This is a genomic window from Hallerella succinigenes (assembly GCF_002797675.1).
GTDB lineage: Bacteria > Fibrobacterota > Fibrobacteria > Fibrobacterales > Fibrobacteraceae > Hallerella > Hallerella succinigenes.
Genome location: NZ_PGEX01000001.1, coordinates 440225 through 454370, shown reverse-complemented (window position 1 = coordinate 454370; position 14146 = coordinate 440225). Strand labels below are relative to the sequence as shown.

The window sequence follows — 14146 nt, the reverse complement described above, 5'->3', positions numbered from 1 at the left end:
TTTTTGGGACGTGGGTTGGTTGTCCTTATTCGTTCAGGCAGTCAAGAGCCTCATGTCCCGATGTGCAGGGAGAAAACTTCCGCATTCGCAATAAGTTGCTGCAAGAGTATGTGAATGCCATGGAGCTTTGAATCAAGCCGCCTGGAATATGGAAAAGCAAGAAACGAAAAATCGTGAATTAGCAGCGATTCGTTTGGCGAAGGATGTCACATGGGATACTGATGATGCTTTAGAAGACGGCATCAAAATAGTACCTGTTTGGAAATTAATGCTTCTTGACGGCGAGGAACGTCACGGCGCAGAGAATCAATAAAATACCGAAAATCAGGCGAATGGAAAGCGTCTCTCCAAAGATTCCCACGCCGATGGCGACAGCCGTTACAGGTTCAATCGCACCAAGAATCGCTGTCGGTGTGGAACCGATTGTTTTCAGCGATTTTTGCATGAATACAAGGGAAAGTAAAGATGGAATCAGGGCGAGTTGCAAAGCCCAGCCGAATTCGGGTAATGTCTTGATCGGACGAATGCCATGCGCAGGCATTGCCAAATTAAAGATCGCAAGGCAGACCGCGCAGATGCCGAAAATATACATGTTCATTTTTAACGCACCGACAGGCTTTGGCATGTGGGCTGCGACAATGATATAGATCGCATAAGCGAGAGAGGATAAAAACACGAATAGGGTTCCGATGGGGCTTAAAGCCGCGCCGTCGCTTGTGCGCATTAAAAGTCCGACTCCGCACAGGGCAAGGAAAATGGAAAGAAGCATTTTCTTTTGAAGTTTCTCATGGAAAATGAGGACCATGAAAATGGCGACCATGATCGGGTAGCCAAAAAGGAGAGTCGAAGCGATTCCCGCATCCATAAAAAGAAAACTGCTGAACAGGGCCAAAGCGGAAACGGCGAACAGGATTCCCAAGGCGCAGACATAAGGAATGTTTTCTTTGGGAAGCCGAAAGTCCTTGCGAAGGATCAGGAGAAACAAGGCGCTTAAAATGGTTGCGCCTAAGAAGCGGTAAAAGAGAACGGAACCCGGGTCGAATCCAGCGGAGTAAAGGTGCAACGCTCCGAGCGGATTTGTTCCGTAGCAGATTGCAGCGAGAATGCCGTATAGAAATCCGCGATTTTGATTGTTCATGGCCGATAATATAAAAAGAAGGCCTCTGCTGTTGCAGAGGTCTCCTTGAAGTATTTTAAGCTGTTAGGCTAAAATTACTTAGCAGCGATGACGCGAGCCATTTCGCAAACCTTGTTGCTGTAGCCCCATTCGTTATCGTACCAGGACACAACCTTCACGAAGGTCGGGTCGAGCTGGATGCCAGCCTTGGCGTCGAAGATGGAGGTCTTCGGGCAGTTGCGGAAGTCGGTAGAAACAACGGCTTCGTCGGTGTAACCGAGAATGCCCTTGAGTTCGCCTTCAGAAGCTTCCTTCATAGCCTTGCAGATTTCTTCGTAAGTGGTTTCCTTAGCGAGCTGAACGGTGAGGTCAACAACGGAAACGTCAGAAGTCGGCACGCGCATAGACATACCGGTGAGCTTGCCGTTGAGCTGCGGGAGAACCTTACCCACGGCCTTAGCAGCACCCGTAGAAGACGGGATGATGTTTTCGAGGATGCCACGGCCACCGCGCCAGTCCTTCTTGGACGGGCCGTCAACGGTCTTCTGAGTAGCAGTTGCAGCGTGAACGGTGGTCATGAGGCCACGGACGATGCCGAACTTTTCATCGAGAACCTTGGAGATCGGAGCCAAGCAGTTGGTGGTGCAGGAAGCGTTGGAGATGATCTTCTGACCAGCATAGGTCTTGTCGTTCACGCCATAGACGAACATCGGAGTTGCATCCTTGGACGGAGCAGACATGATGACCTTCTTGGCACCAGCCTTGAGGTGAGCAGAAGCGAGTTCTTCAGTGAGGAAGAAGCCAGTGGATTCCACAACGACGTCTACATCGAGAGCGCCCCAAGTGATAGCGGACGGATCCTTTTCAGCGAAGATCTGGATCTTGTTGCCGTCGACGATGAGGAAGTTGCCTTCGACCTTGATGTCGTGGTTGAACTGACCGTGGACGGAGTCATACTTCAGCATGTATGCGAGGTAGTCAGCGTCGAGGAGGTCGTTGATACCGACAACAGTAATGTCCTTGGAGAAGTTTTCCACAGCAGCGCGGAAGACCATACGGCCGATGCGACCGAAACCATTAATACCGAGTTTGAGAGCCATTATTGGATCCTTCTTTTTTTTGTTGTGAAATTGCTAACCACTTTTTACAGTGGGGCGTTTCTAGTTCAAAAGATATAAAATTCCTTTTTTTTTGTGTAGGATAATTGGAAAAAAGGAGTGCTCAACCGGTATCCTAGGTTCCCGATGGTGGTAAGTGCTTGACTTTTGGGAAGATACATTTGAAGAAAAAGGAGACCGTATAATCGTAAATTCTATATTCTAGTGTGATGAAGCATACTCTTTTTAAATCTTGCAGTCGCCTTTGTACTTCCTTATTTGGGATTTTTCTACTCGTTTCTTGCGCTGGAAGCGATATTCCCCTGAAAACGGACCCGCAGTACGGTTCTGCTCCGTCGAAGCAGTCTTCGGGAACATCGAATCGAGGCTATTCGAAAGGCGATCCGATTCAAAGTGCTGAATTTGAACCGGAGGTCTCGTCGACGGCTAAGATGCGTGAATTTAAAACGAACGGTTTTTTGTTCAAGACGCCGAGCGCCGATTGGGATCTGGTGAGCGATCCGAGCGATGAAACAGCTCCGCTCGAATTTTTTAATCCGCAGACAGGACGACGCGCCGAAATTCAGACGATTATCCTTTCGACCGGGGAATCTCCGAATGTGATGGACCGTGCCCGTGCCGAAATGCAAGGCCGTGGGCTTTCGTACCGCAAAGCGGAATATACGGCGGTATCGCCCGCGGAAGAAGTCGGCATGACCGGCGCTTTCTTTGAAACGGCGGGATCTTCGGCAGAAGCTTCTCTTGCTGCAGACGGCTTTGTGGCGGCATCGGGAAATCACGTTTTCTTTTTAACGCTTTCGACAGTGGATTCCGTTTCGCCGCGTGCGGAATTCAAAAAGGAATGGCGGGAATTCTTTGCGGGCTTTTCCCTTTCGGAAGAGCTCAAGAAAACTTCGAAGGAACAGGAAATTTCGAAGGACGTGGTGACGGATTATGAGTCTTCGGCTCTTGGCTACAAGTTCCATGTGGAAGATTCTCTGTGGCATAACTGGGCGAGCGTCGCAGCGCAAAACGGCGACCCGGATCTTGTCCTTGCGAACATGAAAGAAGAAACGGCTTTCTTTGTATATGGAACGATTATCGACCCGAATGAAGTCAGCGCGCAGGATTTGTTCAAAGTGCTTTTGATCCGTTTGGGTCTCGATCCAGAAGATCCGAATTTGGATCTGGTGCGCGTTCGCGGTGGAAATGCAAACCAGTTCTCGCAGAACTTTACCTGTACCCGAGTGATCGACGGTTACGATTTTAAATATTCGGGGCGTTATTTTTGGGACAACGGTCGCGGTATTTTGGTCGCAGGTTGGGCGCAGGGAATTCTTTATAAAAAGTATGCGAAGGTTTTGGAACGGGCAATTGACGGCGTGACCCTTCTCGAAAAGCCGAAGACCGTGACCGATGAAAAGGTTCTGCGTTTCCAGGCGGCGGTCGTGAACCAGGTGGGCCTTTTGCGCCTTGCGGAAAATCAGCCGCTTGTCGCGCTTTCGTACTTTGAAAAGGCGAACAAGATGGATCCGTCGGAACCGCTGTATTTGATCAACTGCGGATTTATCTATCAGATGAAGGAACTTTATGGACCGGGTGTGAATCATTTCTTGAGTGAAATGGATTTGGTGCGTAAGAGCGGGCGCCTGCTTTCGATCCTCGGTGAAATGTATGAAGAGATGATGGATTTTGGCGAAGCACGCAAGTATGCAGAAATGGCTTTGCGTTATACGCCGAACCATCCGGAATATGTAATCAATCTTTCAGATGCGCTTTGGGGGCTCGGTCAGCGCACGCAGTCCTTGGTGGTGGTGCAGAACCTGTACGACAAGCAGCCGTCTTCGCGTTTGGGCGTTTATCTTGCGAAAACTTATATGGGTATGGACCGTTATGCGGAAGCGGTGGAGGTTCTTTACTTGACCAAAAAACGGTTCGGGATGACGGTGGACTTGGGACTTACTTTGATGGATGCGTTGGTGTTCCTCGGTCGTTATCCGGAAGCGCTTGCGGTGAGCGAAGAAGTTTTGCCGCTCGGCTCTTCGGATTATCGCGTGTGGACAATGCGCGGTAAGGTACAGTTCTATTCCCGCAATTATGTGCAGGCAGAAAAATCCTTGTCGCATGCCCTTGTGATGCACCCGGATGATGAAGATATCAAGAGCTTCCTTTCGGCGACAAAGGCGTTCCTCGGCAAGGCGGATAACCGGACGCTCCAAAAGAAGATCGATCCGGTGGAAATGCGACCGATTGCGCTCGCAGCCTTGGTGAACAAGGATTTTGCGGTCAAGGCGAAAAAGGACGGCTTCCCGGCGGTGGTGCATTATTCCCGCGAAGCGCTGCGTGCCGACAAGGACAAAGCTTGGACGCGAACGCAACAAAAGCTTGTGGAAATTCTCGACATGCGCGGCGTGGGCCTTTATTCGGAACTGGCGTTCGACTTTTTGCCGGGCTATGACCGCATTTTTGTGAATGCGCTCGAAATCTACGATTCGACGATGACGCTCAAGGCGAAAATGTCGCTCAAGGGCGCCTACATTACCTATGCGACAGAACTGGGCCTTGATAATGAAATGCAGACGGCGCATTTTCCGCTCGAAAAGCTTGCTCCGGGCGATTTTGTGTATGTGCAAATTTCCCGTACGAGCCTTGCGAATTACGGCGTGATTCCTTTTGTGAGTTTTGAAGCTTCCGAAGAAGTGCCTGTGCAAAAGAATTCGTTTAAAATCTATGCGGATACGTCTCGCTTTGTGACGGAAGAATATGGACCGCTTTCGAGCAAGCCGGAAGCGGATGGCGAAGAGTGGTCGATTGAAGATCCTGTCGTGATCCGTCGTGAACCTTACATGCCTGTGTATCGTGACTACGGTGCAGGATTCCAGCTGACCGGAAAGCGGACGTGGCAGGATGTCGGACGTGAATATGAAAACCTGATTCGCCATCAGTTCAAGAATGCGATTCCGGTGCGTGAAAAGGCTTTTGAAGTCAAGGGAAATCGCTTGGGCAAGGAAGCGGTTCTTGCGGAAGTGCGCTATGTGCGTGAAAACATCCGCTACCGTGATGTGCGCTTTGGTGGACACTCCTTGATTCCGCAGGTTGCGGAAACGACGCTCCGCGAACGCCGGGGCGATTGCAAGGATCAGAGCCTTCTTTTGAAGGAAATGCTGAATGCGATCGGCGTTCCAAGTAAGCTCGTCGCGATTCATTTAACGGATCCGGGTTTTGAAACGCTTCCGTCTATTCAGCAGTTTAACCACATGATGCTCTATATTCCGAAAGGTGAAAATTATCCGGAGATGTGGGTGGATCCGTCCGATAAGGGCGGTAACGATCGTCCGGTCCCTCTTGATATGGAAGGAAAAGTCGCCTTGGTTATCGATGGCGATTCGAGCCATGTGGCGATTACGCCGGTTCTTGAAGACGCAAAGGAACATCAGGTGTTCCTCGGTCACCGCTTGCACATTGCTGCGGATGGTACTGCGGAATTCCGCGATTCCTTGAGCATGACGGGCAAGTTTGCAAGCACGCTTCGCAATCAGCTTTACGGTCGTGATGCGAAGGAAACGGAACGCTTGATTGCGGACCTATTGGCACAAGGCGTTCCGGATGTTTCTATTTCTCGCGTTCGTGCGGAAAACGTAACGGATTTTGATAAGCCTTTGAAGCTTGTGATTACATTCTCTTCCAAGAATTACTTCGGTAAGAGTTCTGACGGCAGCAAGGGCCGCTTCCCGAATATTTGGGAACGTGCGATTATGTATTTGCCGAAGGTTCGCACGCGTCATTTGCCGATTCGCATGCCGCACGAGACGGAATTTGAAAGCGTCTTGGAAGTGACCGCCGACAGTGGAAATGTGACGGTCGCCGATGCGCCGAACTTGGGCCGTGAAACGGAATACGTGAACTTTGAAAAGGTCAAGAACGGTTACAAGTGGATGACTTACGCCATTTACGCAGACCCCTCGGAATATGAACGGATCCGTGAAGAATGGAACTATCTTTTGAATGCGACTTCGCCGGAGATCACGGTAAAGTAAAAAGCTCCCAGAGACATTCCGAGAACTTAAAGACATCAAAAAGACCCGCAGATGCGGGCCTTTTTTGAAAGCTTGGAAACCGCTTTTATGCGCTAACCTTTGCAGCCTTTGCCGAACGCTTCTTCAAAACGACTGCGACAGCAATCGAACCGACGAAGACGATGCAGGCGACAAAGCCGAGGGCTAAAGATCCGCGGACGGCATCGGACTTGTATTCGAGGCGAACCGTCGAAGTTCCTTGAGGCACGGCGACAGCGCGGAGCGTTCCGAATGCCTTGTAAACCTTGGCCGGCTTTCCGTTGACGGTCGCCTTCCAGTAGCGGTGGAAGTTACCCGAAGAAAGCAGGAATGCCGGCTTATCGGAAGAAACCTGGTAGGTGATGTCATCCATCTTCGGCTTGGCGGTGATTTTCGCATTGCCGTTCACGGAAGCGGACTGCGTAAAGCTTTCGGACGGTTTTTCGGAAAGGATAAGCGTATTCTTGTAATCGAAGCCTTCGCGGAGAGCCTTGACCGCCTGGGAATCGCTCATGACGACGTAGTGACCGTAAAGATGTCCGTCACTATGGTGATTTTTGAACGGAATGTATTGGGTTCCGGCGCGGGTATCGAAGATTACATCCCCGATATTCATCAGATCGAGGAAAGCATTTTCCGCCTGACCCTGCGCGACCTGGTTGATGTTGTACATGTAATTTTCGTTGCCCTGACCGCCACGGAAAAGACGGTAGCTCGCGAGTTCGTTGTCGTGGAAACCGTCTGCGTTTCGCATGCCGTAAAGCGGGAAAGCGTTACCGCTCAAAGCCTCGCTGCGGGACAGCGAAAGGACGCGTGGGCGGTTCAGCGAATCCGGGTGTTCTGCGTGGATGCTCTGTACGATCGGATTCTTTGGCTGCACGTATTCGTTGTAATCTACATTCTGAATGAAGGCTCCGTTGATCGTGTAAAGTTCAATCGCAGCCACCACTCCGACGATAGCCGCTTTTTTCAGACCTTCGAGCTTGGAACTCAAAACGAAGAAGACGGTGACAGTCGCGATGAGCGTGAGGACAAAGCTCGGAATGATCGTTGCGGCGGTGAAGTTCATCACGGTTTCGTTCAAAGCCTTGAAGTAGCCCGAAGTCACCGGGTCCGAAAGAAGGTTCTGGTTCGAAAGAAAGAAGCATCCTGTGAGCAGGAAAGGAGCAAAGATAGCACCGATTTCAAGCTTGGAAGAACCTTGGAATTTGAGCTTAAACGCATTGGCAAATTCCTGAACCTGAAATGGAACATTGCGGTCCAGAATGTTCAAAACGGCGATAAAGGCTAAGCCGTAAACGATCGAAATGAGGAATCCCGGAATGCCGAGCACCGAAGTCCACGCAAAACGGGACGCGCAAACGATTGCAAGAAGAATGATAAACATCACAAAGCCCGCCTTGAGAGCTCGGCGGTTGGCTGCATTCTTGAGGGAAGTCACTACTGGGGCTGCCATCATCGTCATAAGCAGCGGGAGCCAGAACATAGCCATGCTCGGAGCGCGGAAGCTCTTCATGCCTGGAATAATCGTAAACCAAAGCTTAAAGAGCGGGGAATGAACCCCCATCGCATAGGAAAGTGCGACCGCCGCACCGACAAACCAGAAAGCGGCCGCGCGGCGGCTTTTGCGCACAAAAAGTCCAAGGAAGGCGAGGAACGTGAGAACGATACCGGCGCTGTCGTGGTTCAACTTGAACGGATTATGCCCCCAGTAGAACGGCGAACTTTGGATGTGCGCCTTTTGCATATCGGCGTAGGGAATGCTGATGAGCGAGCTGCCCGAAAGCTCAAGGCCCGCAGCACCTTGCTTCTGTTCGTAAACGTCTGCGCCGATAAAGCCCGGAATGAGCATGCCGGCGAGTTCTTCCTGGTGCATAGACCAGCTACTCGCGTGGCCGTAGTTCGTCTTTTCGCCCGTGCCGCGGACCGATTCCGTGGTCGTGTAAAGGTACGGCGGAATGATCTGGAAGGCGGAAATTCCAAGCGCAATAGCCAATGCTCCGGCGGTTACACCCAGGCGCAGCGAACGGGTCTTCCAACTGGCCGAAAGAGCGAACATTTCAAAAAGCGCATAAAAGCCTGCACCCCAGAGGAACAGGTAGGTGAGCTGTAAGTGCGATCCGAGAATCATCCAGACGACGGAAAGCACAAAGATCGCAAAGTAGCCGATACTGCCCTCTCGAATAATCTTGCGGATAGCGAGAATCGCGAGAGGCGCGACGGCAAAGACCATCATCTTACCGTCGTGACCGCCATAGACGTAGCTAAAGTACTGCGGCGAGAAGGCGTACAAAAATCCGAACAGGGTTCCCCAGGCAAGGCTCCCCGTTAAAGACTTTGCAAGGGCGAGCGCTGAAAGGAAGGCGACCCAGACGATGAGAATAAACTTGAAGCCCACGGCCCGGGCCGGGTCCATCAAAAATTCCACCAGCACGAGCGGATGGTAAGCGTCGCCGAACAAGGCGTCGATTGTCGGAACGCCGCCGAGGCGGCTGTCGTCCCATTCCGAAAGCACAAGGCTTTGGGCGCGGACCACTTTACTGCCAATACCGTTTAACTGGTCGGAATTCAACATCAGCGTATTCGAATCAAAAACGAATGCGCGGAAAACAAAGAGAAGAAGAATGAAGAAGGCGATGCCGATACCGGCATAGGCTCCGAATTTTTTCAGTGTATCTTTTTGCATATTTCGCAAGGTAAAAAAAACACCGCATCTTGTGAGGTGCGGTGTTGCAAATGATTTAATGAAACTGCTTTAATCGGCTGCATTTTCATCGAGTGCGCGGGACTGGATAATGTGGTAAATCGAGAATAGAGAAAGCAAGAATACCACAACAATGCCCAAAACTTTGATGATTTTTCCCATAGATGACTCCTTGATTACATGTTCAATTTACTAAATAAATGCCCAAAAAGAAAGCGATCTATCCGATTTTTTTTACGATAATGCAGATAGCGGGGAGCTTTTTCTCTTCGGAAATTTCGCTTTGGATGATTTCCGTTTCTACGATTTCACAGGGTTGGTTCTGCAAAAGGAAGCGGATGCGTTCTTCGCTGAAACCGAGCCAGAGGTGCCCGTGGGTTTCGCGGAGCTCTTCTTCGTGATGTTCGGCGAGGTCGAGCAGAGCAAGAGTGGCGCCCGGTTTTAAGAGTCGTACGGCTTCGGCCAAGGCTTCCTGAGGGCTCGGGGCGTGATGCAGAACCTGGCTCATCAAAACGAGGTCTGCGCATCCCGTTGGCAGGGGAATCTTTCGCATGTCGGCGCAAAGAGCTTTGATATTTGAAAATCCGCGGTTTCGGGCCATTTCGTTCACGCCTTTGACGCTCGATTCGCTGATGTCGATCGCGGTCACTTTTTTGCAACGTCCGGCGAGCATAAAGCTCAGATCGCCGCCTTCGCCGCATCCGATGTCGATTGCATGGTCGAATTGGACCATCAAATGGGCAAAAAGCGAAATCTGGGCGCGGAGGCTTCCACCGGCTTCGGAAAGCTTGTGGAATTTGGCCGAGTAATTGTTGCGACGTGAAACCAGGAGTTCTTCGACCTTGCTTTCGACAACAGCCAAGTCGGGAAGCTGTTCCCAAGCCTTGGAAATCATATCGTAAAGTCTACTGCTCATGTAAAGGTCGTCCGAAAGACCGTAAAAAGCCTTTGTCCCTTCGCGGCGGTCCTTCAAAAGTCCGCAGGCGGAAAGCTTGGACAAATGGCGGCTGGCATTCGACTGGTGAATGTCGAGAACTTCCTTGAGTTCGTTCACCGTAAATTCCGAATGCGAGAGGATCATCAGAATCTTGAGACGCGTTTCGTCGGAAATCGCGTTGAAAAGATCCAGGTTCGGCTTGAGCGGCTCCAGATTTTCGTTTTTCTCTTGCATAAAATAAAATTTATCTTTTTTATGATGAAGTTTAATGCTTGTATGCTCTTTTTTGCATGGATTTTGTCTGCGGCACTAGGGACGAAAGCCATGGCGGAAGAGCCTCCCTATGCGCTGTCGTGGACAGTAGACGCTCCGATTCTCACATTGGGCGTTGCCACTTATGTGCTTTCGCAGTACACGTATTCGCAAATGGAGCCGCGGTCGGGAGAGCCTTCTAAGGATGAACTCTTGCCGTGGGACAGGCCTTTTGCGGGAACGTACCATCCTAGCTTTGATTATCTCAGCGATTGGAGCCTTTATGCGCTCATCGCTTTTCCGCTCGGATTTGAATCGGTGGAACTCGCCTTGGGTAATTCTTCGACGCGTGAAGCGATGACCTTCTTTTTGACCGCCGCCGAAATCACCTTGTGGCAGAGCAGTTTGAATTTGATCGTGCGCAGCATGCGCCTTTGGGGACGTCCGGAAATTTACCGTTCCAAGGCGGACAGAAGCCGTGGAGAGTCCTGGGGGTCGTTTTATTCCGGGCATACGGGCACCGCGTTTTCGGTTGCGGTTTTTAGCAGTCTTTGGTTTATGGAAAAGTATCCGAATTCCGCATATGTGCCGCTTGTTTGGGGTGGAACCTTGGTCGCTGCAACGGCTGTCGGTGTGATGCGGATTGCGGCGGGTAAGCATTTTCCGACAGATGTTATCGTGGGAGCCTTGGTGGGGTCGGCTTCGAGTTTTCTGGTTTTGAAATTGCATGAATCTTCCCGTGTGAAAGTGGCTGCGTCTCCGGGGTACTTTGGGGTGGTGATGCATTTTTGATTGTTTCCGAGGGACTGGTCCTTTAGCCAAAAGTCGCATTACGTGGAATGGGACGATTTTGTGCGCTTTAGGGGCATGTATGTGTGCTGTGTAGCGGACTTGTAAGGGTGTGAAACTGTAGAATGGCCGTTCTGCGTTCTGGATTTAGCTATATTTGAATCATGCCTGAAACTTTTGATTTTCCTTATGTTCCGAACCGTTTTTCTCCGGTTCGTAGAGAAACTGTCCAAGTCCGTGTAGGTGATGCCCTAATCGGTGGAGGAGCTCCGATTCTCGTCCAATCGATGACGACGACAAAGCCAAAGGATATCGATAAAACCGTTCAAGAAACACTTGCCCTTGCGAATGCGGGCTGCGAACTCGTTCGCATTACAGCTCCGACATTTGCCGATGCACAGGCATTGAAGGAAGTGATGCAGAAAATCCGTGCGGCAGGATGCAATGTTCCTGTTTCCGCCGACATCCATTTTCAGCCGAAGGCCGCCTTCGAAGCCTTGAAGTGGGTCGAAAAGGTGCGCATTAATCCGGGTAACTTTGTGGATACCGGTATTGCGACTCTCGACAAGCAGGCTGATAAAGATTTTGAAGAAGGCCGTGAAAAGGTTTTCGAAGCCTTTACGCCGTTTGTGCAGGAAGCTCGCCGTTTGGGCCGCGCTATCCGCATCGGTGTGAACCACGGTTCTCTTGGCGCCCGTATGCTTTACCGCTACGGCGATACCGTCGAAGGGATGGTCGAAAGCGCTATCGAATATCTCGCGGTCTGCGAAGCGGAACACTTTGACCAGGTTGTCGTGAGCCTCAAGTCTTCGACTCCTCGCGTTGCGATCAGCGCTTACCGCATGCTCGCCGCAAGACTCAAGCAGGAAGGCTTTAAGCAGTATCCGTTCCACGTCGGTGTGACGGAAGCGGGTGCGGGCGAAGACGGACGTCTTAAGTCCTCGGTTGGTATTGGTGCCCTTTTGATCGACGGTCTCGCGGACACGATTCGCGTTTCCCTGACGGAAGATCCGGTGGCAGAAGTCCCGGTGGCTCAGCAACTCATTCACGTTTGCGAAATTCCGCAGGAAGAACTCCATTACCAGGTTCCGGAATGGAAAAAGGATCCGTACCATTACGAACGTCGTGAATCAACGGTGACGAGTTTCTCCGGTGTCAAATTGGGCGGCAAGGAAATGGTTCGCGTGGGCGAAGCGGTAAGTGCGGTCAGCATCAGTGGTAAGCCGCGTACTCCGGAATTCGCCTTTACGGGCCTCGATTCCCAGGGGATCGTCGTTTTCAAGGATATGTTCGATATCAACGCCTTTGCTGCGGGTTGCATGGAAGTTCCGGCAGGCTCTCTCGTGACGTATACGGGCGATAATCTCGCCTATGGAACGCGCGCTCTCGTTTCTGCGATGGAAGCGAAGAACGCAAAGAACCCGATTCTTCTGTACAAGAAGATCGACGGTTCGGAGGATCAAAAGCTCAAGACCGCAGCGGATTTCGGCAGTCTTCTTTCGGACGGTATCGGAGACGCCATGGTGATTGAAGATCCGGCAGACCAGATGTCTGCAGTCGCTCTCGCGTTCGACATTCTACAGGCTGCAGGTGTCCGTCGCAGCAAAACGGAATTCATCAGCTGCCCGAGCTGTGGCCGTACATTGTACAACATCCAGCAGGTGCTAGGAAAAATCCAAGCTCGCTTGGGTAAGCTTCAGAATGTCTCGATTGCCGTCATGGGCTGTATTGTGAACGGAACAGGCGAAATGGCTGACGCGGACTTCGGTTACGTCGGCGGCGCTCCGGGCTTCATCAACCTTTTCGAAGGCAAGACTTGTGTCAAGCGCAACGTGCCGGAAGACAAGGCTCTGGACGAACTCGAAGAACTCATCCGTTCTCGCGGCAAGTACAACGAGGGCTAAAAAGTTTTATTTAACGAACCTTCATAAAAAGGAACTCACAATGCGTAAGATTAAAACTCTGAACAACATTTCGAAGAAAGGCCTCGACCTTTTTAGTGACAAGTACGAAGTTTCTGATTCCGTGGAATCTCCGGAAGCGATTCTCGTCCGCAGTGCACAGGTCGATACGGATTCTTTTGAAGGTCTGTTGGCTGTCGCCCGTGCCGGCGCTGGTGTGAACAACATCACGATCGACAAGGCAAGCGCAAAGGGTGTTTGCGTGTTCAACACGCCGGGTGCTAATGCAAATGCTGTTGCAGAACTCGTGATGACCGTGCTCGGCATGGCTGTTCGCCACGTTTCCGAAGCAGAAGCTTGGGTCAAGTCTCTCGACCCGAACGATCCGGCTCTCGAAAAGACGATCGAAAAGGGCAAGAAGATGTTCTCCGGTACCGAACTCGCCGGCAAGACCCTCGGCGTCGTCGGCCTCGGCAAGATCGGTGTTCTTGTTTCCAACTATGCTCGTTGGAAGAACATGAAGGTTGTCGCTTATGATCCGTATCCGAGCGCAGCCAACATGCACAAGCTTTCGAACGTCGTGACTGTTGTGAAGACAATCGACGAAGTGATTTCCCAGGCGGATTACCTCACCGTGCACGTTCCGTTCATCAAGGGCGTGACCGAAAACATGTTGAACGAAAAGAACCTCGCTGCATTCAAGGGCTCTTTGATTCTCAACTTTGCACGCGGTGGCATCGTGAACATGGAAACCGTTTACAAGATGCTCGACGAAGGCAAGCTCGCTGGCTACCTCACCGACTTTGCAGACGCTCGCTCCTTGAAGCACGAAAAGATTTCCATCTTCCCGCACCTCGGTGCTTCGACAGAAGAAGCGGAAGAAAACTGCGCAGTCATGGCTGTGGAAGAATTGAAGGACTACCTTGAATTCGGCGTTGTCCGTAACTCTGTGAACTTCCCGCCGCTCGACAGCTATCCGCACGCAGAAGTGAAGAGCCGCGTCGTGGTGATCAACCAGGATGTTCCGAACATGATCGCAGAAATCACGAAGGTCTTCGGTGCGGCAAACATCAACATCGCAAGCTTCAGCAACAAGTCTAACGGCAAGATCGGTTACAACCTGATCGACGTCGAAACGGCTGTGGATGATTCCATTATCGACGCTTTGACGAAGCTCGAAAAGGTGATCCGCGTTCGCGTCATCCACTTCTAAGCTTTGCCTTCAAAGTTTAGAATCGAAAACGCCCGGCTAAAAAGCCGGGCGTTTTCGATTTGGGGAGGAGGGAATTACTTT

At 51.2% G+C, this 14146-nt stretch carries 9 protein-coding genes; 5 read left to right on the top strand and 4 right to left on the bottom strand.

The window, feature by feature from the left end; translation table 11 throughout:
* The first annotated feature begins 148 nt into the window (after positions 1-148).
* On the top strand, positions 149-313 hold the full coding sequence (locus tag BGX16_RS14440) for a hypothetical protein (protein ID WP_157797817.1): 165 nt from the start codon (positions 149-151) through the stop codon (positions 311-313).
* On the opposite strand, the gene BGX16_RS01950 is transcribed toward BGX16_RS14440, so the two are convergent.
* Positions 266-1138 (bottom strand): DMT family transporter, encoded by an 873-nt coding sequence (locus BGX16_RS01950; RefSeq protein ID WP_100424543.1) that lies wholly within the window; start codon positions 1136-1138, stop codon positions 266-268. The two genes, BGX16_RS14440 and BGX16_RS01950, sit on opposite strands and share 48 nt — an antisense overlap.
* 74 nt (positions 1139-1212) lie before the next feature.
* Positions 1213-2217, bottom strand: a complete 1005-nt coding sequence (gap, locus tag BGX16_RS01945) for a type I glyceraldehyde-3-phosphate dehydrogenase (RefSeq protein WP_100424542.1) — start codon at positions 2215-2217, stop codon at positions 1213-1215.
* A 227-nt stretch (positions 2218-2444) separates the two neighbouring features.
* Between gap and BGX16_RS01940 the strand changes: the two genes are divergently transcribed.
* Entirely contained in the window at positions 2445-6251 is a 3807-nt protein-coding gene (locus BGX16_RS01940; protein WP_100424541.1) for a transglutaminase domain-containing protein, read from the top strand.
* An 85-nt stretch (positions 6252-6336) separates the two neighbouring features.
* Here BGX16_RS01940 and BGX16_RS01935 read toward each other — a convergent pair whose 3' ends face one another.
* Both BGX16_RS01935 and BGX16_RS01930 read right to left on the bottom strand, forming a co-directional pair.
* Entirely contained in the window at positions 6337-8955 is a 2619-nt protein-coding gene (locus BGX16_RS01935) for a glycosyltransferase family protein (protein ID WP_100424540.1), read from the bottom strand.
* 238 nt (positions 8956-9193) lie between these two features.
* Positions 9194-10144, bottom strand: coding sequence for an ArsR/SmtB family transcription factor (locus BGX16_RS01930; protein WP_241899407.1), 951 nt, complete (start codon positions 10142-10144; stop codon positions 9194-9196).
* 90 nt (positions 10145-10234) lie between these two features.
* Here BGX16_RS01930 and BGX16_RS01925 point away from each other — a divergent pair, with 90 nt between their 5' ends.
* The 3 genes from BGX16_RS01925 (at position 10235) to BGX16_RS01915 (ending at position 14065) form a co-directional block, all read left to right on the top strand.
* Complete coding sequence (locus tag BGX16_RS01925) at positions 10235-10954, top strand: phosphatase PAP2 family protein (protein WP_157797816.1); 720 nt, start codon at positions 10235-10237, stop codon at positions 10952-10954.
* Positions 10955-11115: 161 nt separating this feature from the next.
* Positions 11116-12855 carry a (E)-4-hydroxy-3-methylbut-2-enyl-diphosphate synthase gene (gene ispG, locus BGX16_RS01920; RefSeq protein ID WP_100424539.1) on the top strand — a complete coding sequence of 580 codons (1740 nt, stop codon included), beginning with the start codon at positions 11116-11118 and terminating at the stop codon, positions 12853-12855.
* A 40-nt stretch (positions 12856-12895) separates the two neighbouring features.
* Positions 12896-14065: a phosphoglycerate dehydrogenase gene (locus tag BGX16_RS01915; protein WP_100424538.1), complete on the top strand. Its 1170-nt coding sequence runs from the start codon at positions 12896-12898 to the stop codon at positions 14063-14065.
* Positions 14066-14146 lie beyond the last annotated feature (81 nt).

Coding starts and splice junctions, on each gene's coding strand:
- BGX16_RS14440 (WP_157797817.1), top strand. CDS start 149: ATGGAAAAGCAAGAAACGAAAAATCGTGAATTAGCAGCGATTCGTTTG.
- BGX16_RS01950 (WP_100424543.1), bottom strand. CDS start 1,138: ATGAACAATCAAAATCGCGGATTTCTATACGGCATTCTCGCTGCAATC.
- gap (WP_100424542.1), bottom strand. CDS start 2,217: ATGGCTCTCAAACTCGGTATTAATGGTTTCGGTCGCATCGGCCGTATG.
- BGX16_RS01940 (WP_100424541.1), top strand. CDS start 2,445: ATGAAGCATACTCTTTTTAAATCTTGCAGTCGCCTTTGTACTTCCTTA.
- BGX16_RS01935 (WP_100424540.1), bottom strand. CDS start 8,955: ATGCAAAAAGATACACTGAAAAAATTCGGAGCCTATGCCGGTATCGGC.
- BGX16_RS01930 (WP_241899407.1), bottom strand. CDS start 10,144: ATGCAAGAGAAAAACGAAAATCTGGAGCCGCTCAAGCCGAACCTGGAT.
- BGX16_RS01925 (WP_157797816.1), top strand. CDS start 10,235: ATGGCGGAAGAGCCTCCCTATGCGCTGTCGTGGACAGTAGACGCTCCG.
- ispG (WP_100424539.1), top strand. CDS start 11,116: ATGCCTGAAACTTTTGATTTTCCTTATGTTCCGAACCGTTTTTCTCCG.
- BGX16_RS01915 (WP_100424538.1), top strand. CDS start 12,896: ATGCGTAAGATTAAAACTCTGAACAACATTTCGAAGAAAGGCCTCGAC.